The 18,733-nt window shown below is 59.9% G+C and carries 16 protein-coding genes and 1 pseudogene; 5 read left to right on the forward strand and 12 right to left on the reverse strand.

Annotation, left to right across the window (positions count from 1 at the left end):
* Nucleotides 1-39 precede the first annotated feature (39 nt).
* A complete protein-coding gene (locus GT756_RS15750; protein WP_021312745.1) occupies nt 40-1,302 on the forward strand; it encodes a site-specific integrase in 1,263 nt (420 codons plus the stop codon).
* A 38-nt stretch (nt 1,303-1,340) separates the two neighbouring features.
* Nucleotides 1,341-1,568, forward strand: a pseudogene (locus GT756_RS15755) (LysR substrate-binding domain-containing protein); the annotation flags it as partial.
* Here the strand turns inward: GT756_RS15755 and GT756_RS15760 are convergent.
* The 3 genes from GT756_RS15760 to GT756_RS15770 form a co-directional block, all read right to left on the reverse strand.
* Nucleotides 1,543-2,352, reverse strand: a complete 810-nt coding sequence (locus GT756_RS15760) for a substrate-binding domain-containing protein (protein ID WP_174562444.1) — start codon at nt 2,350-2,352, stop codon at nt 1,543-1,545. The pseudogene GT756_RS15755 and the gene GT756_RS15760 overlap by 26 nt on opposite strands.
* Nucleotides 2,353-2,363: 11 nt before the next feature.
* Nucleotides 2,364-3,659, reverse strand: coding sequence for an MFS transporter (locus GT756_RS15765; protein WP_004203248.1), 1,296 nt, complete (start codon nt 3,657-3,659; stop codon nt 2,364-2,366).
* A gap of 326 nt (nt 3,660-3,985) precedes the next feature.
* Nucleotides 3,986-4,918, reverse strand: a complete 933-nt coding sequence (locus tag GT756_RS15770) for a LysR family transcriptional regulator (protein ID WP_025999206.1) — start codon at nt 4,916-4,918, stop codon at nt 3,986-3,988.
* A gap of 99 nt (nt 4,919-5,017) precedes the next feature.
* Here GT756_RS15770 and GT756_RS15775 point away from each other — a divergent pair, with 99 nt between their 5' ends.
* Nucleotides 5,018-5,494, forward strand: coding sequence for a GNAT family N-acetyltransferase (locus GT756_RS15775; protein ID WP_004203250.1), 477 nt, complete (start codon nt 5,018-5,020; stop codon nt 5,492-5,494).
* A 49-nt stretch (nt 5,495-5,543) separates the two neighbouring features.
* Here the strand turns inward: GT756_RS15775 and pckA are convergent, their stop codons facing one another.
* Nucleotides 5,544-7,187 carry a phosphoenolpyruvate carboxykinase (ATP) gene (pckA, locus tag GT756_RS15780; RefSeq protein ID WP_160124912.1) on the reverse strand — a complete coding sequence of 548 codons (1,644 nt, stop codon included), beginning with the start codon at nt 7,185-7,187 and terminating at the stop codon, nt 5,544-5,546.
* 283 nt (nt 7,188-7,470) lie between these two features.
* Between pckA and GT756_RS15785 the strand changes: the two genes are divergently transcribed.
* The gene (locus tag GT756_RS15785) at nt 7,471-8,364 is read left to right on the forward strand and encodes a LysR substrate-binding domain-containing protein (protein WP_004203253.1); all 894 of its coding nucleotides are present in this window, start codon (nt 7,471-7,473) and stop codon (nt 8,362-8,364) included.
* A gap of 5 nt (nt 8,365-8,369) precedes the next feature.
* Here GT756_RS15785 and GT756_RS15790 read toward each other — a convergent pair whose 3' ends face one another.
* The 5 genes from GT756_RS15790 to GT756_RS15810 form a co-directional block, all read right to left on the reverse strand.
* Nucleotides 8,370-9,089, reverse strand: coding sequence for an ABC transporter ATP-binding protein (locus GT756_RS15790; RefSeq protein ID WP_032456283.1), 720 nt, complete (start codon nt 9,087-9,089; stop codon nt 8,370-8,372).
* On the reverse strand, nt 9,086-9,961 hold the full coding sequence (locus GT756_RS15795) for an ABC transporter ATP-binding protein (protein WP_004203255.1): 876 nt from the start codon (nt 9,959-9,961) through the stop codon (nt 9,086-9,088). The genes GT756_RS15790 and GT756_RS15795 overlap by 4 nt, the downstream gene beginning before the upstream one ends.
* A complete protein-coding gene (gene livM, locus GT756_RS15800) occupies nt 9,958-11,244 on the reverse strand; it encodes a high-affinity branched-chain amino acid ABC transporter permease LivM (RefSeq protein ID WP_004203256.1) in 1,287 nt (428 codons plus the stop codon). The genes GT756_RS15795 and livM overlap by 4 nt, the downstream gene beginning before the upstream one ends.
* Before the next feature lie 9 nt (nt 11,245-11,253).
* Nucleotides 11,254-12,168 (reverse strand): branched-chain amino acid ABC transporter permease, encoded by a 915-nt coding sequence (locus GT756_RS15805; protein WP_049093373.1) that lies wholly within the window; start codon nt 12,166-12,168, stop codon nt 11,254-11,256.
* Nucleotides 12,169-12,277: 109 nt separating this feature from the next.
* On the reverse strand, nt 12,278-13,336 hold the full coding sequence (locus GT756_RS15810) for a branched-chain amino acid ABC transporter substrate-binding protein (RefSeq protein WP_025999207.1): 1,059 nt from the start codon (nt 13,334-13,336) through the stop codon (nt 12,278-12,280).
* A 289-nt stretch (nt 13,337-13,625) separates the two neighbouring features.
* On the opposite strand from GT756_RS15810, the gene GT756_RS25920 reads away from it, so the two are divergent.
* A complete protein-coding gene (locus GT756_RS25920; RefSeq protein ID WP_032425919.1) occupies nt 13,626-13,772 on the forward strand; it encodes a hypothetical protein in 147 nt (48 codons plus the stop codon).
* 51 nt (nt 13,773-13,823) lie between these two features.
* Here the strand turns inward: GT756_RS25920 and pflB are convergent, their stop codons facing one another.
* The 3 genes from pflB to tdcC are packed head-to-tail and all read right to left on the reverse strand — an operon-like array spanning nt 13,824 to nt 18,715.
* Nucleotides 13,824-16,118, reverse strand: coding sequence for a formate C-acetyltransferase (pflB, locus tag GT756_RS15815; RefSeq protein WP_004203262.1), 2,295 nt, complete (start codon nt 16,116-16,118; stop codon nt 13,824-13,826).
* A gap of 29 nt (nt 16,119-16,147) precedes the next feature.
* Nucleotides 16,148-17,356: a propionate kinase gene (gene tdcD / locus GT756_RS15820; RefSeq protein ID WP_017899865.1), complete on the reverse strand. Its 1,209-nt coding sequence runs from the start codon at nt 17,354-17,356 to the stop codon at nt 16,148-16,150.
* A 27-nt stretch (nt 17,357-17,383) separates the two neighbouring features.
* Nucleotides 17,384-18,715 (reverse strand): threonine/serine transporter TdcC, encoded by a 1,332-nt coding sequence (tdcC, locus tag GT756_RS15825; protein WP_004203264.1) that lies wholly within the window; start codon nt 18,713-18,715, stop codon nt 17,384-17,386.
* Between the last annotated feature and the right edge of the window lie 18 nt (nt 18,716-18,733).

Raw genomic sequence — 18,733 nt, forward strand, 5'->3', positions numbered from 1 at the left:
AGGTAAGCTTACACCGCTCCTGGACGTCGGGAGGGAACAATGAGTAAAGAATCATACCCAACGGGCGTTGAGAACCACGGAAAATCACTCCGCATATGGTTCATTTTTAAAGGTAAGCGTGTCAGGGAAAATCTCGGTGTCCCTGACACCGCTAAAAACAGGAAGGTGGCCGGGGAACTGCGAACGTCAGTTTGTTTCGCTATCCGCATGGGGACCTTTGACTATGCGGCGCAATTCCCCAATTCGCCAAACCTGAAAACTTTCGGCATCTGCAAGAAAGATATCACCGTGAAATTTCTGTCTGAAAAATGGCTGGAGCTGAAACGGCTGGAGATCTGCGCTAATGCTCTGGACCGATATGAATCGGTTGTAAGGAATATGCTGCTGAGGATTGGTGGAAACAAGCTTGCTTCATCCGTGAACAGGGAAGATCTGTTGTATGTCAGGAAAGATATGTTGTCGGGGGGATCGGTGAAGAACGGTTTGAGTGTGGCGACAGCAAACTATTACATGACCACCATGGCGGGCATGTTTCAGTTTGCCGCTGATAATGGTTATATCCGGGAAAACCCATTTAACGGAATCAGGCCGCTTAAAAGGGCCAGGATAGAACCTGATCCACTCACTCGTGACGAATTTATTCGTTTCATAGATGCCTGCCCGCATCAGCAAACGAAAAACCTGTGGTCCGTTGCGGTTTACACAGGATTACGCCACGGTGAGTTGGTCTCCCTTGCATGGGAAGACATAGATCTGAAAGCTGGAACGATGACCATACGCCGAAATTATACGAAACTCGGTGATTTCACTCCACCAAAAACCGAAGCCGGCACCGACAGGGTCGTGCATCTGATCAAACCAGCCATTGACGCTTTGAGGAACCAGGCGGAAATGACCAGACTGGGAAAGCAGTATCAGATTGAGGTACAACTACGGGAGTATGGCCGAACGGCTATTCATGACTGTACATTTGTGTTCAATCCTCAGCTGGTCAGAAAAAGCAGTAACGTTGGTTATCATTACAAGGTTGATTCAATTGGTGACTCATGGGAGGCGGCGCTGAAACGAGCTGGTTTAAGGCATCGCAAAGCATATCAGTCCAGACACACTTATGCCTGCTGGTCACTGTCAGCCGGGGCCAACCCCAGCTTCATTGCTAGCCAGATGGGGCACACAAGCGCCCAAATGGTTTTCAATGTCTACGGCGCCTGGATGGCCGACAGTAACAGCGATCAGATTGCTATGTTGAACCAGAAATTATCGGACTTTGCCCCATCCATGCCCCAATGCATAGTTATTTGAGAACAATAAGCTTATATATCAACAAGGTAATTAATCACTCTCGTCATATCACCACGATGCTGGGGATGGTGGAAGCGGGCATCGGCATTGCCGCCGTGCCCGCGATGTCAATGCCCGCTGGGGAGCATTCCGTTCTCCGCGCCGTGCCGCTCACCGACCCGGTGGTCACCCGCACGGTAGGCCTGATCCGCCTCAGCGGCCGTATTCAGTCCTACGTAGCGGCAGAGCTGGAGAAGCTGATTATTGAACAGTATCCTTCTGGCTGACCGGCGCAGCGGCGGCCACGCTTCGCATACCGGTGGCGTGGATGGTCTCCTGCGCCGCCGGTGAGGCCAGATAGGTTAGCAGCGCCTTTCCTTCCTGCGGGTGGTCGGCGCTGACGGTCACCGCCCCGGCAAAGCGGGTGATGTACTGCAGGTTATCCGGCAGTTCGCCGACGAAGGTTACTCCGGGCACTGGCAGCAGTTCGCTCACCTGCTGAAAACCGATCGCATAACTTCCCCTCGCCACTTCCGAGGCCACCGGAATACGCTCCACCATCTGCGCTTTGCTCTGCATCGCCTCATCAATGCCCAGGCGGTGGAACAGCGTCGAGCTGACATAGCGTCCGCTGGCGCTGTCGGAGTACGCGACCGACGGGGCAGCCAGCAGCGCCGCCCGCAGCTGGTCTGCGCTGCGGATGGCCGGCAGCGGCGCTCCCGCTTTCACCACCACGCCGATTGGCGAGTCGGCCAGCTCCCGGCGCGAATCCGGCTGCGTTCGGCCCGCTTTCTCAAGGCTGGTCAGCGCGTCACCGACCATAATCACCACGTCCGCGTGTTCGCCCCGCGCCAGGCGGTTAGGGATCGCCTGCGGCGTTTTCCCCATTGACGGGCCGGGGATCACCACGAGATGGTTGCCAGTTTGTTTTTCCCACGCCGGGGCCAGCTTTTCCAGCGCCGCTTTGAAGCTGCCGGAGATCATCACGGTGACCTCAGCGGACAGCGCGCTGCCGCCGGTGGCAGCCAGCAGCAGCGTGGCCAGCAGGGTTCCTGTCGTTTTACGCATCATCCTCTCCCTGATTAACGTGCCGTCTGCAGCGCGACGGCGCTGCGGCGATAGAGGTAGCAGGTGGCCAGCAGACCGCAGACGGCGGCAAAGCTCATCCAGTAGCCAGGGGAGGCTTTATCACCGGTATATTCGATCAGCGCCGTGGAGATCACCGGCGTGAAGCCGCCAAACACCGCGGTCGCCAGGCTATAGGCCAGCGAGAAGCCTGCCACGCGCACTTCGGCGGGCATAATTTCGGTCAGCGCCGGGATCATCGCCCCGTTGTACATGCCGTAGATAAACGACAGCCACAGCAGCACGCTCAGCATCATCAAAAAGCTCGGCGCGTTCGCCAGCATGGTCAGCGCAGGCCAGGCAGTAGCCAGCGCCAGCAGCGTCATGGCAATCAGCACCGGTCGGCGGCCAAAGCGGTCGGACAGCGCCCCACCCACCGGCAGCCAGAAGAAGTTGGAAATCGCCACCAGCAGCGTGACCAGCAGGCTGTCAGAGGCGCTGAGCATCAGCACTTTTTTGCCAAAGGTCGGCGCATAGACAGTGATCAGGTAGAACGCGGTGGTGGTCATCGCCACCATCATCATCCCCGCGATGACCACCTGCCAGTTCGCCAGCAGGGTGGCGAACACCTGGCGCATCGCCAGGTGATGGCGGCGGGCAGTAAACTCCTGAGTCTCCTCCAGCTTACGGCGCAGCACAAAAATGAACGGCACGATCAGGCAGCCAAAAAGGAACGGAATACGCCATCCCCAGTCGCTGATGGCGCTCTGCTCCAGTACGGCGTTGAGGGCAAAGCCCATCGCGGCCGCCACCATGATGGCGACCTGCTGGCTGCCCGACTGCCAGCTGGTGTAAAACCCTTTGCGGCCCGGGGTGGCGATCTCGGCCAGATAGACGGATACCCCGCCCAGCTCAGCGCCGGCGGAGAAGCCCTGCAGCAGACGGCCGATCAGCACCAGCAACGGCGCCCACAGGCCAATGGTCTGGTAAGAGGGGATCAGCACGATCAGGAAGGTGCCGGTGGCCATGATCGTCAGGGTCACAATCAGCCCTTTGCGCCGCCCTACCTTGTCGATATAGGCGCCAAGCACGATGGCGCCGATGGGCCGCATCAGAAAGCCGGCGCCAAAGACCGCAAAGGTCATCATCAGCGAGGCGAATTCACTGCTGGCCGGAAAAAAGGTATGTGCGATGTAGGTGGCATAAAACCCGAACAGGAAAAAGTCGAACTGTTCGAGAAAGTTACCGGACGTGACGCGCAGAATGGCGCCGAGCCGATCACGGGTACTCATCAGTGAGGTTGTCGAATGCATGCAGGTCTCCAGTTTGTTATCCACGCGTTGTCGCGCGCCTGTTGCTGAAGACTGAAACAGAACCCGGTATGAAATAAGCGTAATAAACGCATCCATTGATGCAATTTACGCATAAATAACATTTAGCTAATTAACATTACTTTTATATACAATCATTTAACACTTTCTGTACCCTCAGCATCGGTGGTGGAGATGAAAATGTGAGTTTTCCGTTTTGTGACCGAGGCTAGGGTACGCGGTTGCGCCCCCGACGGTATAAGACATGCCCGGTCCGGGACGGTTAACGCGATGCGCAGCGGCGACAGGTTAATAACCTGGATGTGGCCTCAGGGCGCCGGCGCCGCGGCGACGTTCCCCAGCGTCTGCAGCAGGGAGATCAGCCAGCGGGTGGCCTCGCGTTTCCCACTGCGTTTATGGGCGTAAATCTTGACGTCAAACGGGGGAACCGGAAACGGCAGCGGGAAAATGGTCAGCCGGGCGGCGCGGGCCATCGTCTCCGCCGCCCGCCGGGGCAGCGCCATCAGCAGATCGCTCTGCTCAATAATAAAGGGGGCGCTCAGCATCGAGGGCGTTTTCACCGCCACCTGCCGCGAATAGCCCTGCCGCTCCAGCTCGCAGTCCAGCACCCCCTGCCGCTCATTCCACGGGGTTACCACCAGATGACGGGCCGCAAGATAGGCGTCCAGGGTCAGCGCCGTGCGGTCAGCCTGACTGATGACCACATATTCGTCCCGCAGCCAGTTGATCTCCTCAAGATCGGGATGGGCTGGCTCGTCAGGGGTGTTGAACCCGAGAGCCAGGTCGACCTCGCCCGCCAGCAGCTCGGTCAGCGCCGGGCTATGGGGCAGATAACGAAGCTCAAACCGCAGCCCGGGCGCCTCCCGCTGCAGGCGGTGCATCAGCGTCGGAAAGACGCAGAATGCGGTGAAATCGGTGATCGCAATCTGCATGCAGTCGGTGCTGGCGCTCGGCACAAACGCCGCCGGCGGCGTCAGCTCCTGATTGAGAAATTTCAGCGCCGAAGCGATAGAGGGCGCCAGCTGGCTGGCATAGACGCTGGGACACATCCGGTGGCCTTCGCGATAGAACAGCGGGTCGTTGAGGGCGCTGCGCAGCCGGGAGAGCGCATGGCTCAGCGCCGAGGTGCTCATCGCCAGCTCTTCCGCTGCCAGGCGCACCGAGCGGGAGCGATAGACCGCGTCAAACACCGGCAGCAGGTTGAGGTCAATCCGGCGCAGGACTGGATGCATAATATTCATCATTTGCTGATTTCATTGCACTTAATTCTTTTCACAATACCGCTTATGCTCTGGGTCAGCAATGTTGCTTTCCTTGATACCATTCAGACAGGACGACCCATGAGCATCACGATCCGCCAGGCCACCCCGGACGACGCCACCGCCATTTACGACATGATTTATGAACTCGCGGTCTACGAGAAAGCCCCCGAAGAGGTGGTGACGACGGCAGAGGAGATCAGAGAGACGCTGTTTGCCAGCAGCAGCAAAACTGAGGCGCTGATCTGCGAAGTGGCGGGCAAAGCGGTGGGCTACGCCGTGTTCTTCACCAGCTACTCCACCTGGCTTGGCCGCAATGGCATCTATATGGAAGATCTGTACGTGACCCCCGACTATCGCGGGATCGGCGCCGGGAAAGCGCTACTGAAAACCATCGCGCAATATGCTGTACAGCGTCAGTGCGGGCGTCTGGAGTGGAGCGTGCTCGACTGGAACCAGCCGGCGATTGATTTCTATCTGAGCATTGGCGCGCAGCCGCAGGATGAGTGGGTGCGTTATCGCCTCACGGGCGATGCGCTGCGGGCCTTTGCGGAGTAAAGCGGCTCGCCAGCAGGTCGGCGCCAGGCGTCGACCTGCCGGCCGCGGATCAGGCTTCGACCGCGCTATTCTGCAGCTGCGGACCGGCCAGCGCCAGACGCGCGCCCGCTTCGGTATCGCTGTACTGCTTAAAGTTATCCATAAACAGCTGAGCCAGACTCTCCGCCTTCTCCTGCCACTTATCCGCTGAGCTCCAGCCATTACGCGGATCCAGCACCGCGCTGTCGACTCCCGGAATGCTCTGCGGGATCGCAAGATTGAATACCGGGATGGCCTCATCGCGCAGCGGGCCGGTGGTACCGTTGAGGATTGCGCTAATGATGCTGCGGGTATCGCGCAGCGACAGGCGTTTGCCCTCGCCGTTCCAGCCGGTGTTGACCAGCCAGGCTTCCGCACCGGATTCCGCCATCTTCGCCGCCAGGACGCTGGCGTACTGGGTCGGGTGAAGCAGCAGGAACGCCGCGCCGTAGCAGGCGGAGAAGGTCGGCGTCGGCTGGGTAATGCCACGCTCGGTGCCCGCCAGCTTCGAGGTGAAGCCCGACAGGAAATGGTACTGCATCTGCTCGGTGGTCAGACGGGAGACCGGCGGCAGGACGCCAAACGCGTCAGCGGCAAGGAAAATGACCTTCGACGGATGGCCTGCGCGGGACACCGGCTTGACGATATTGTCGATATGCGACAGCGGATAGGAGACGCGGGTATTCTCGGTTTTGCTGCCGTCGGCATAATCCACGCTGCCGTCGGCGCGCACCACCACGTTTTCCAGCAGCGCATTGCGGCGGATGGCGCCATAAATCTCCGGCTCCGCCTGCGGGTCGAGATTAATGGTCTTGGCGTAGCAGCCGCCTTCGAAGTTAAATACCCCGTCATCGTCCCAGCCGTGCTCGTCATCGCCAATCAGCTGACGATGCGGGTCGGTGGACAGCGTGGTTTTGCCGGTACCGGAGAGGCCGAAGAACAGCGCGACGTCCCCTGCTTCGCCACGGTTGGCCGAGCAGTGCATCGACGCGATGCCTTTCTGCGGCAGCAGGTAGTTCATGACCGAGAACATCCCTTTTTTCATTTCGCCGCCGTACCAGGTGCCGCCGATGAGCTGAATACGCTCGCTCAGGTTAAAGGCGACGAAGTTCTCGGAGTTCATGCCCTGCGCCTGCCAGTTGGCATTGGTGCAGCCGGCGCCGTTGAGCACCACGAAGTCTGGCGTAAAGCTGGCCAGCTCGTCGGCGCTCGGCACGATAAACATGTTTTTGACAAAGTGGGCCTGCCACGCCACCTCGGTAACGAAGCGCACGCCAAGGCGGGTGTCCGGGCTGGCGCCGCACCAGGCGTCGATGATGTACAGTTTTTTGCCGTTCAGCTGGCCTGCGACCAGGCTTTTCAGGCTGCGCCACACGTCTGGCGATAATGGCTTATTGTCATTGCGGCCGAGGCCGGAGTCAGCCCACCATACGGTGTCGCGCGTCTGCTCGTCTCTGACGATATATTTATCGCGCGGCGAGCGGCCGGTGAAGATACCGGTATCCACTGCCACAGCACCAGAGTCGGTCATCACGCCGCGGGCCGCGCCGGTCAGCTCAGGGGAGGTTTCATGTGCAATAAGCAAATCGTAATCAGGGTTGTAAAACAATTCGCCGCTTGCATTAATCCCCAGCTCCTGCAGAGCCATTTTTACTGATTCAATTTGTTGTGACATGGAACTCCTGACAAACTATTTAAGGTAAGAGGCCTGGGTTATTCATTGCTTTCGTCTTCGTCGCCCGCTATTGAATAAGATAATTCCGGGGCAATGAAATAAAGCAATAAATAACCGTGAGTCGCGATTTCATATCGTGCTCATGTAGGGTCGCCGATACGCATTCATAAATCTCAACTTTCCAAAAAATGTTAACACCTGTCGATAATTATGTTAATTGCATAGTTTCTATGCGCTATGCTAAAATTGCATAGCCTTTATTGCGTTTTTGAGGACTGGATCGGTGTTGGCAAATCTGGAAGTTAAATGGCTGTATGATGTGATTGCTCTCGAGGAGTCACGCAGCTTTACCCTGGCGGCCAAAGCCCGCAATATCTCCCAGTCCTCGTTCAGCCGACGCATCCAGTCGCTGGAGGCTTCCCTCGGATTCAGCATCTTCGACCGCAGCGCCAACCCCCTGCAGTTGACCAACCGCGGGAAAATTTTTGTCGGCTATGCGCGAAATATGCTCGACGATATGGATTTTCAGATCAGCCGTATTAAAGGTTTAAATAACACCACGCAAAAAATAAGAATCGACGCCGCCCCTTCGCTGTCGGTGTTATTGCTGCCGGAAATTATCGCCGGTTACACCGACCGTAAAAATAAGACTTTTCATGTTGAATCGATTAACGTCAACGACGCCGTATTTAACCTGAAAGAGGGTAAAAGCGATTTTATCCTCTCCTTCTATAATGAAGAATTAATGAACTATCCGTTTATTAATCATAAAATTTTTGATTCTTACCTACACCTGGTCTCCCCCTGCGACGAACATGGCCGGCCGCTGTTTCATTTACATCGCGGCGTGCTGCCGCTGATGAAATACGCCAACGACAGCTATATGGGGCGCCAGGTGAACCAGGTGATCGACCGCACGCCGGAGATCACCTTCTCCCTCACCTTTGTCTCTTCCATGAGCGAGCTGCTCAAGCGCATGATCCTCAATGGCGACGGCGTGGGCTGGCTGCCGCAGTACTCTATTCAGCGCGAGCTGGACGAAGGCCGACTGACGATCCTCGATGAGAGCCTGTCGCTGCCGATCGGCGCCTGGCTCTACCGCTCCGGCTCGCGGCTTAACCAGGCCGCCGAACGTTTCTGGCAGCACATTAAAACCCGTAACGAAGCGCAGGATTAACTCTCTCAGCCGCTGATCCCCAGATACGCCTTACGCACCTCCGGGTCGTTGAGCAGCGCCTGGCCGCTACCGCTCAGGCGGATTTGACCGTTCACCATCACATAGGCGCGGTCCGACAGGTTGAGGGCATGGCGGGCGTTCTGCTCCACCAGAAACAGCGTCATTCCCTGGGCCGTCAGCTCGCGCAGGATCTGAAATATCTGCTTCACCACCAGCGGCGCCAGCCCCAGGCTCGGCTCATCCAGCAGCAGCAGGCGCGGCCGGCTCATCAGCGCCCTGGCGATGGCCAGCATCTGCTGCTCGCCGCCGGAGAGGGTCATCGCCCGCTGTCCCCGCCGCTCTTCCAGCCGGGGGAACAGCTGGTACATCCGGGCCTTGTCCTCGGCCTGATAGCGGTTGCCGATGGCAATGGTCCCCATCAGCAGATTCTCCTCGACGGTCATATCGGGAAAAATGCGCCGCCCTTCCGGGGCTTGGGCGATGCCGTTGCTGGCGATAAAGTGGGTCGATTTCCGGCTGATCGCCTCCCCGCGATAGAAAATCTCCCCGCCGGCAATGCGCGGCTGGCCGAAGACCGACATCAGCAGCGTTGATTTACCGGCGCCGTTGGCGCCAATCAGCGCCACCGTCTCCCCCTCGTTGACGGTGAGGGAGACCTGCTTCAGGGCGTGGATCGGCCCGTAGAAGACATCCACCTCATCAAAGGCAAGCAGTGGCTGGCTCATCGGCGGGTCTCCTCTTCCTCAGCGCCAAGATAGGCGGCAATCACGCTGGCGTTGGCCTGGATCGCCTGCGGCGCGCCGCGGGCGATGACGTCCCCGTGGTCGAGCACGATGATATGATCCGAAATCTCCATCACCATCCCCATATCATGTTCGATCAATAGCACCGTGATGCCGTGCTGCTGACGCAGAAAGCGGATAATCCGGCTCAGCGCCTGGGTTTCCACCGGGTTGAGTCCGGCCGCCGGCTCATCCAGACAGATCATCTCCGGGCGGGTGCACATGGCGCGGGCGATCTCCAGCCGCCGCTGCTGTCCGTAGGAAAGCGTTCCCGCCAGACGGTTGGCACAGTCCACCATATCCACCACCTCCAGCCAGTAAAAAGCGCGATCCAGCGCCTGACTCTCCGCCTGCCGATAGCCGCGAGTATTGAGGATCCCGGCCAGCAGATGGCGGTTAACCTGGGTATGCTGGGCCACCAGCAGGTTCTCAATCACCGACATCTCGCGGAACAGGCGAATATTCTGGAAGGTACGCGCCAGGCCGGCGCGGTTCACCAGATGGGTGCCGCCGAACATCTTGTAATAGATCCGCCGCCCCAGCTGCGCCGGGTGGAGAAAATCGTCCGGGTGAAGCTTTTGCCCCAGCACCTGAATGACATCGGTGACCTTTTCCCGCGCCCGCAGCACGATGCTCCCCCCCGTCGCCCGATAAAAGCCGGTCAGGCAGTTAAATACCGTGGTTTTGCCCGCGCCGTTGGGGCCGATCAGGGCGGTGATCGACCCCCGCTCCACCTCCAGATTGACGTCATTCAGCGCTTTGATGCCGCCGAAATGCATCATCAGATGCTCAACGCGTAAGATGCTGTCGGTCATGGCGCGACTCCTTTTCGCCACGCTACCCCGCTGCGGCTGGTGCGCACCAGGCCGCGCGGCCGCCAGATCATCATCATCACCATCAGTACGCCAAACAGCAGCACGCGATATTCGTCAAACCCGCGCAGCAGCTCCGGGGTGACCGTCAGGACAAACGCCGCCAGCACCACCCCCAGGGTGGAGCCCATTCCTCCCAGCACCACAATCGCCAGGATCAGCGCCGACTCAAAAAAGGTGAACGACGTCGGGTTAACAAATCCCTGATAGCTGGCGAAGAACACCCCGGCGATGCCGGCGGTCGACGCGCCGAGCATAAACGCCGAGAGCTTGACCAGCACGTGGTTGAGCCCCATCGCCCGACAGGCGATCTCATCCTCGCGCAGCGCCTCCCAGGCGCGGCCGATGGGCATCCGCGTCAGGCGATGCTTCACCAGCAGCACCAGCATCACCACCAGGCACAGCACGGCGTAGAGAAAGATGAATTTCAGGTTGGGGTTGTAACTGACGTGGAAGAACTCATGGACGGGGATGCCGCCATCCTTAGCCCGGCGGGTAAATTCGAGGCCAAACAGCGTAGGGGACGGCACCGGTACGCCGTTAGGGCCGCCGGTGAAGCTCACCCAGTTGTTGAGCACCAGGCGGATAATTTCGCCAAAGCCGAGGGTGACGATAGCCAGGTAGTCGCCATGCATGCGCAACACCGGAAAGCCAAGCAATGCCCCGGCGAGGGCCGCCATCACCGCCCCCAGCGGCAGCATCGCCCAGAAGCCGAGCCCGAGGTACTGGTAGCCCAGCGCCAGGCCGTAGGCGCCGATGGCGTAAAACGCCACATAGCCCAGATCGAGCAGCCCCGCGAGGCCCACCACAATATTTAACCCCAGGCCAAGCAGAACGTAGATCAGCCCAAGGATGGCCACGGTCAGCAGATATTTTGTGGCGAGAAACGGAAAGACAATGGCCAGGCCCACCAGCATCGGCATTATCCAGCGCAGCCGCGAGCGGTAGCCCGGCGGCCGGACGTACACCCCGTCATCCGCCCCCTCAAAGCGGGCAATAAAGGCTTTTCCCCTGTGGCTCTGCAGCAGCAGGCTGAGCGCCAGCCTGCCGGCCATCACCACCGCCACCAGGATCGCCACCCGCGCGGGCGCGAGGGTAAAGCCATACCCTTTGAGCACCACGCCGACGATCGGGCCAAAGACAATTAATGCGCAAAGACCGGCCAGCACGCTGTCGATCAGCGCGCTTTTGATTTCCCGCGCAGGCTGGCGCGTCAGTTCACCCATAGAGCCCCCTCAGACCTTGGCCACCAGCGGACGACCCAGCAGCCCCTGCGGGCGAAAAATCAGGATCGCCACCAGCAGCGCAAAGGAAAAGACATCTTTGTAATCCGAATTCACCAGCCCGGCGAACTGGGCTTCGGCCACCCCAAGCAGCAGTCCGCCCAGCATCGCGCCCGGCAGCGAGCCAATCCCGCCCAACACCGCGGCGGTGAAGGCTTTGATGCCGATAATAAATCCGATGTAGAAGTCGAAGGTGCCGTAGTTCATGGTCACCAGCACCCCGGCCAGGCCGGCCATCGCCGCGCCGATGACAAACACCAGGGAGATCACCCGGTCGGTATTGATGCCAAGGATCGCCGCCATGCGCCGGTCCTGCTGGGTGGCACGGCAGATGCGCCCCAGCCGGGTGTACTGAATAATCCAGGTCAGGATCAGCATCCCCGCCAGCGCCGCGACGAGAATAAACACCTTGGTCCAGGTGATCTGCACCACCCCATCGCCCACCGTCATCCGCAGCGCGCCGCTGAGCAGCGTCGGGATCCCCTGCTGGTTCGGCCCCTGGCTCATCTGGACATAGTTCTGCAGGATCAGCGACATCCCGATAGCCGAGATCAGCGGCGCCAGGCGCGTCGAGTTGCGCAGCGGCCGGTAGGCGATGCGCTCGATCGCCCAGCCGTACACGCCGGTGACCACGATGGTGAACACCAGGGTGGCGAAAATCAGCAGCGGAAAGGAGTGGATCCCGAAGAAAGAGAGCAGCGCCAGGCCGATGGCGCACAGGTAGGCGGAGACCATATACACCTCGCCGTGGGCGAAGTTGATCATGCCGATGATCCCATACACCATGGTGTAGCCGATGGCGATTAAGCCGTACACCGCCCCCAGCGTCAACCCATTGATCAGTTGTTGTAGAAAAAACGCCGTCATAGCCCCTCCAGCCGCCAGGCCGACGGCCGCCGGGATGGGTACCCGGTCGACCGCCGTCATGTGACGATTCGCAAGTCAAAAGGACAGAACGTCCTCAGGTCGTGGCCGATCAGAGCTGGTGATATTTGCCCTTGTCATCCCACTGATAGACCACGTAGTCGGACACCTTGAGGTCGCCTTTGCCATCCCAGGCTTTCTTGCCCATCACCGTCTCGACGTCGTGGTTCTTCAGCCAGTCGCTGGCTTTGGCGTTATCAGTGCCGACGGCGTTCCAGGCCGCGGCAATAGCCTGAATGGAGGCGTAGGCGTAGAGGGTATAGCCTTCTGGCTCAAAGCCGCTGGCGCGGAACTTCTCGATCACCGCTTTGCCTTCCGGGAGGGTGCGCGGGTCCTGACCAAAGGTCATCAGCACGCCGTTGGTGAACTGCGGCCCGCCGGCGGCCGTCACCAGCTCCTCGGTGACGATACAGTCGCCGGAGAAGAATTTAGCCTGCACTCCCTGCTCGCGCATCTGGCGCACCAGCGGGCCGGCCTCAGGGTGGCAGCCGCCAAAGTAGACCACGTCCGGCTTGAGGGCGCCGATCTTGGTCACCAGGGCGTTAAAGTCTTTTTCACCGCGGGAGAGGCCTTCGTACAACACTTCTTTGGTGCCCCGCTTCGCAAGCGCTGCGCGGGTGGCATCGGCCAGCCCCTGGCCATAGGTGTCTTTATCATGGATGACGGCAATTTTCTTCGCCTTCAGCACGTCCAGCATATAGTTGGCGGCAATCGCCCCCTGCTGATCGTCGCGACCACACATGCGGAAGAGATCCTTCATGCCGCGCTCGGTGATCTGTGGGTTGGTGGAGCCGGGGGTAATGGTCAGGATCCCGGCTTCGTCATACACCTCGGAGGCTGGCATCGTTGAGGAAGAGCAAAAGTGCCCCACCACGGCGGAGACTTTCGCTTCGTCCACCAGCCGGTTAGCCACCGCTACCGCCTGTTTCGGTTCGCACGCGTCATCCCCCTGCACCAGCACAATTTTTTCGCCTTTGATGCCGCCGGCGGCATTGATATCAGCCACCGCCTGCGAGGCCCCTTTCCAGTACTGGGCGCCGTAGGTAGCGTTGGGGCCGGTGAAGGGCCCGGCGACGCCGATCTTCACGTCAGCCTGGGCGTAAAAGGCCATGCTCATACAACCTGCTATCACAACATGAAGCGTCATTGTTTTCAGTTTCAAAGACATTCGGATATTCCTCAGCGATTTAGAGCCTGGCGTCATGGAATGACGCAGAAAATATCACTTACCGTGTGGTGCCGACGCAGGCGCAGCGCCAGGACGGCCAGGGTGGAAGAAGCAAAAATCCCGCCAGGTAGAGAGGGCGCGCCGGAGAGCGGACGCCCCGGTCGGTGCGCACGCGACGGCAACCCGTGCCGCATCCGGCAAGGGCGCATTCCCTTTCAGGTCAGGAGATTGGTTGCCATCACGTGGCGAGCCGGACAACGCGGTATCCGTACCGGCCCGTGAGCTAAACATAGATGCAGTTAGCGCTCGCTGCGCGCCAGCGTGGTGCAAAAATGCGAATATGATCAACAGTGGTGATTATTTTGTTGCGGTAATGTGAAGATGATAACAGGAGAGCCCGTTAAGGGCTCCCCTGTGGCCCGGCGGCCGCTCAGAGTTGGCTGGTGAACGTTCGGGAGATCACATCCTGCTGCTGCTCGCGGGTCAGCGCGTTAAAGCGGACCGCATAGCCAGAGACCCTGATCGTCAGATTCGGATACTGCTCCGGATGTTCTATCGCATCGAGCAGCTTTTCCCGGTTCAGCACATTGACGTTGAGATGCTGTCCCCCCTCCACCGTCTCCTCGTGATGGAAGTAGCCGTCCAGCAGCCCCACCAGGTTATTTTCCTGCGCCGACGGCGCTTTGCCGAGGGCCGCCGGCACGATGGAGAAGGTGTACGAGATGCCATCTTTGGCGTAGGTAAACGGCAGTTTCGCCACCGAGGTCAGCGACGCCACCGCCCCTTTGCGATCGCGGCCATGCATCGGATTGGCCCCCGGGGCGAACGGCGTCCCCGCCCGACGTCCGTCCGGCGTGTTGCCGGTTTTCTGCCCGTACACCACGTTGGAGGTGATGGTCAGGATCGACTGGGTCGGCACCGCCTGGCGCCAGGTGGGCAGCGCCTGAATTTTGCGCATAAAGCGCTCCACCAGGTCGCAGGCGATGGCATCGACGCGATCGTCGTTGTTGCCATACTGCGGATAATCCCCCTCAATGACAAAGTCCACCGCCAGCCCGTGATGGTCGCGTACCGGCTTCACCCGGGCGTACTTTATTGCCGACAGCGAATCCGCCGCCACCGACAGGCCGGCGATGCCACAGGCCATCGTGCGGTAAACGTCGCGGTCGTGGAGGGCCATCAGCGCCGCCTCGTAGCTGTATTTATCATGCATGCAGTGGATGATGTTCAGCGCGCTGATGTACTGCACCGCCAGCCAGTCCATAAAGTGGTCGAGGCTGGCCATCACGGTGTCGTAGTCCAGCACCTCATCGCGCAGCGGCGCGGTTTTCGGCCCCACCTGGATCTTCAGTTTCTCATCCATCCCGCCGTTAATTGCGTAGAGCAACGTTTTGGCCAAATTGGCGCGGGCGCCGAAGAATTGCATCTGCTTGCCGATGACCATCGGGCTGACGCAGCAGGCGATGGCGTAGTCGTCGCTGTGGAAATCGCTGCGCATCAGATCGTCGTTCTCATACTGCAGCGACGAGGTGGCGATAGAGACCCGGGCGGCGTATTTTTTAAACGCCACCGGCAGCGCCTGCGACCAGAGCACGGTCAGGTTGGGCTCCGGCGCCGGGCCCATGGTGTGCAGGGTATGCAGATAGCGGAAGGTGGTTTTGCTGACCAGGGTGCGACCATCCAGCCCCATGCCGCCCAGCACTTCCGTCGCCCAGATGGGATCCCCGGAGAACAGCGAATCAAATTCCGGGGTGCGCAGGAAACGCACCATGCGGATCTTCATGATGAAGTGGTCAATCAGCTCCTGGGCCTGCTCCTCATTCAGTAAGCCGGCGCGCAGATCGCGTTCAATATAGATGTCGAGGAAGGTGGCCGTGCGCCCCAGCGACATGGCGCCGCCGTTCTGCGACTTCACTGCCGCCAGGTAGGCGAAGTAGAGCCACTGTACCGCCTCACGGGCAGTGCGCGCCGGGTGGGAAATATCGCAGCCGTAGCGGGCCGCCATCTCCTCCATCTGCAGCAGCGCGCGCCGCTGTTCGGCCAGCTCTTCGCGCAGGCGCAGGGTGGCCTCCAGCGCCTCGCCGCGCTCCAGGGCTGGCTGCAGGTCGGCAAACTGCAGCTCACGTTCGCGGACCAGAAAGCGAATGCCGTACAGCGCCACGCGGCGGTAATCGCCGATGATCCGTCCGCGACCGTAGCCGTCCGGCAGCCCGGTCAGCACCCCGGATTTACGGCAGCGCAGCATATCCGGGGAATAGACGTCAAAAACGCCCTGATTGTGGGTCTTGCGCAGCGCCGTAAACTGATACTCAAAGTCAGGATCCATTTCGCGACCATAGGCCTCGAAGGCGTTTTTGATCATATTGATGCCACCAAAGGGATGCAGAGCGCGCTTCAGCGGCTGGTCCGTTTGCAGGCCGACGATCTTTTCCAGCGGCTGGTTGATATAGCCCGCCGCGTGGGCGGTGATGGAGGTAGCGACATTGGTGTCGAAATCCACCGGCGCATGGGTGGCGTTCTCGACGCGGATCCCGGCCATCACTTGCTCCCAGAGGGCGGTGGTGGCCGGCGTCGCGTCGGCGAGGAAAGACTCATCGCCCTCGTAAGGGGTGTAGTTATGCTGAATAAAGTCGCGAACGTTAATCTGCGTTTGCCACGCCGTACCGCGAAAGCCCTGCCAGGCGTCGGCGTATTGTGCGTCGTGGGTGTCGATATCTACTTTCATGAACATCGTCTCTCTACAGAATAAAAAAATCAGGCCAGCGCCGCCGCGGTGTGGATCCGGCCTAAGCGGATCGCATCGAGGGCAATCATGCGCTCTTCATTGGTGGGGATAACCGCACAGCGCACCCGGCTGCCGTCGGCGGAGATCAGACGCTCACCGTCCGAATTGGGCTGCTGGTTGCGGGCGGCGTCCATCTCAAGGCCAAAGACCGCCAGCCGCTCGCTTACCAGCCGGCGGATTAGCACCGAGTTTTCGCCAATCCCGCCGGTAAAAATAATGCCGTCGAGACGCTGCAGCGCGGCGGCGTGGCCGGCGATATGGCGGGCGATGCGATGGACGAAGGTTTTGATCGCCAGGCGGGCGCGGGCATGGCCCTCATGCCAGGCCTGCTCCAGCACCCGCAGGTCGGAGGAAAGGCCGGAGATCCCCAGCAGGCCGGAGGCGGTGTTGGCCACCCGCTCCAGGTCACTGAGGGTCTGCCGGGTTTCCGCGGCAATCCACGCCATGGCGCCGAAGTCGACATCGCCGCTGCGGGTGCCCATCATCAGCCCCTCCAGCGGCGTCATCCCCATCGAGGTGTCTACGCTGCGGCCGTTGCGCACTGCGCAGACCGAGGCGCCATTGCCCAGGTGGGCGATCACCAGACCACTCTCCTGCTCCGGCAACCCGAGCAGCGCCAGGGCGCGCCGGGAGACATAGCGGTGCGAGGTGCCGTGGAAGCCATAGCGGCGCACCCCGAGGTTCTGGTAATACTCCCACGGCAGACCATAGAGAAAGGCTTCCGGGGCCAGGGTCTGGTGAAAGCTGGTATCAAAGACCGCCACCTGCATCACCTCCGGGAACAGCCGCTGCGCCGAGGCGATGCCGCTGAGGCTGGCGTAGTTATGCAGGGGGGCCAGGGACGACACCTGGCGAATATTGTCGATAACCTCCTCGCTGATAATGACCGACTCGGTGAAGAGGTCGCCGCCGTGGGCGACGCGGTGGCCAATCAGGGCCACGCTGCCGATGAGGTCGCGTTGGGCTAATGCCCCGGCAATCGCCTGGAGGGCGCCTTCGTAGCCGCGCGGCGCCAGCGCCACCGGTTTGCCGCCGTTAAGCGAGAGAGACGCCTGGTCTGCGTTGATGCCCTCGGCCACGCCGTTGAGCAGGCAGTCGCAGCTGGCGGCGTCCAGCACGGAAAATTTGATCGACGACGAGCCGCAGTTGATCACCAGAACTACCGGAAATTCAGTCATGTTGTACTCCGCGTGGCCTGAGCCGGATTAGAACAGTTTGTAAACGATGTTGAGGATGGTCAGCAGACCAATAGCGGTCACAAAGAGGTTGTCGAGACGGCCACGGTATTTGGCCAGCGAAGGCGCTTTACGAATGGCGTACATCGGCAGCAGACACAGCAGCGAGGCGATAATCGGCGCGCCCATGGCCTCAATCAGGTCGAGGATATTGGGGTTGGCATACGCCACCACCCAGGTCGAGCCCATGATGAACACCATGCTCAGGGTATTGAGCTTGCCGCTGGAGACGCGGGTTTTATCCCCTTTATAGCCGAAGCGCAGGATCAGCCCGTTCAGCCCCTCGAGGGTGCCGAGATAGTGGCCGAAGAACGATTTGAAGATGGCCACCAGGGCGATAATCGACGCGCCATATTCCAGCAGGGTGGCAAAGGTGGATTTAGTGCCCGACATCGAGGCAAAGTGATTCGCCAGATAGGAGAGCACCGGGATATTCTGCGCCTTGGCGTCCGCCATGTTCTGCGGCGAGAGGGTAAACAGGCAGCTGAAGGCGAAGAACATCACCACCGCCACCATCAGCATGCTGGCCCGGGAGATAATCTGCGAACATTTTTGTTCGGTGTACTCCCGGCCAAACTGCGCTTCATACTCTTCGCGTTTGGAGACCACAAACGAGGAGACGATCGGCGAGAAGTTGAAGGAGAACACCATAATGGAGATGCCCAGCCATACTGTCACCAGAATGCCGTCATGACCGGTTAAGGCGATATCGCTGAGGTTCACCTGGTCAATCACCGCGCTATTCCAGTAAGGGATCAGAGACAGGGAGATCACCACCAGGCTGGCGATAAACGGCCACACCAGATAGCTCATCACCTTGACCATCAGGTCTTTACCAAACCAGATGACAAACGCCATCAGCAGCAGCAGGAGCAGCGCCACCACCCCGCGGTTGAGGGCCGGCATCTGTAGCTGGTTCTCCCAGAAGGTCATGAAGGTATTGGTGATCGTGACGCCATAAATCCACAGCAGCGGGCAGATGGCGAAGAAGTACAGAAAGGTGATCACCACCCCGCCGGTTTTGCCAAAATGCTCTTCCACCGTTTCGGTGATATTGCCGGAGGGGTTAGCCCCCGACAGGCACAGCCGCGCCAGCGCCCGATGGCAATAGAAGGCAATGGGATAGGCCAGCACCAGCATCACCAGGATCGGGATCAGCCCGCCGAAGCCGGCGCGGATGGGGAAAAACAGTACCCCGGCGCCGATAGCGGTGCCAAACAGGCCCAGGGTCCAGGTGGTGTCAGATTTACGCCAGGACGAAAGGCTTGTCTGGCTGGATGCAATGCTCTCAGTCGTACTCATATCCTGTCCTCACTTCTG

The sequence above is a fragment of the Klebsiella sp. Q2 genome (assembly GCF_009900705.1).
Lineage (GTDB): Bacteria > Pseudomonadota > Gammaproteobacteria > Enterobacterales > Enterobacteriaceae > Klebsiella > Klebsiella quasipneumoniae.

Bases quoted from the DNA above. Each gene is read 5' to 3' on its own strand.
- GT756_RS15750 (WP_021312745.1), top strand. From the start codon at position 40: ATGAGTAAAGAATCATACCCAACGGGCGTTGAGAACCACGGAAAATCA.
- GT756_RS15760 (WP_174562444.1), bottom strand. From the start codon at position 2,352: ATGATGCGTAAAACGACAGGAACCCTGCTGGCCACGCTGCTGCTGGCT.
- GT756_RS15765 (WP_004203248.1), bottom strand. From the start codon at position 3,659: ATGCATTCGACAACCTCACTGATGAGTACCCGTGATCGGCTCGGCGCC.
- GT756_RS15770 (WP_025999206.1), bottom strand. From the start codon at position 4,918: ATGAATATTATGCATCCAGTCCTGCGCCGGATTGACCTCAACCTGCTG.
- GT756_RS15775 (WP_004203250.1), top strand. From the start codon at position 5,018: ATGAGCATCACGATCCGCCAGGCCACCCCGGACGACGCCACCGCCATT.
- pckA (WP_160124912.1), bottom strand. From the start codon at position 7,187: ATGTCACAACAAATTGAATCAGTAAAAATGGCTCTGCAGGAGCTGGGG.
- GT756_RS15790 (WP_032456283.1), bottom strand. From the start codon at position 9,089: ATGAGCCAGCCACTGCTTGCCTTTGATGAGGTGGATGTCTTCTACGGG.
- GT756_RS15795 (WP_004203255.1), bottom strand. From the start codon at position 9,961: ATGACCGACAGCATCTTACGCGTTGAGCATCTGATGATGCATTTCGGC.
- livM (WP_004203256.1), bottom strand. From the start codon at position 11,244: ATGGGTGAACTGACGCGCCAGCCTGCGCGGGAAATCAAAAGCGCGCTG.
- GT756_RS15805 (WP_049093373.1), bottom strand. From the start codon at position 12,168: ATGACGGCGTTTTTTCTACAACAACTGATCAATGGGTTGACGCTGGGG.
- GT756_RS15810 (WP_025999207.1), bottom strand. From the start codon at position 13,336: ATGGCCTTTTACGCCCAGGCTGACGTGAAGATCGGCGTCGCCGGGCCC.
- pflB (WP_004203262.1), bottom strand. From the start codon at position 16,118: ATGAAAGTAGATATCGACACCCACGACGCACAATACGCCGACGCCTGG.
- tdcD (WP_017899865.1), bottom strand. From the start codon at position 17,356: ATGACTGAATTTCCGGTAGTTCTGGTGATCAACTGCGGCTCGTCGTCG.
- tdcC (WP_004203264.1), bottom strand. From the start codon at position 18,715: ATGAGTACGACTGAGAGCATTGCATCCAGCCAGACAAGCCTTTCGTCC.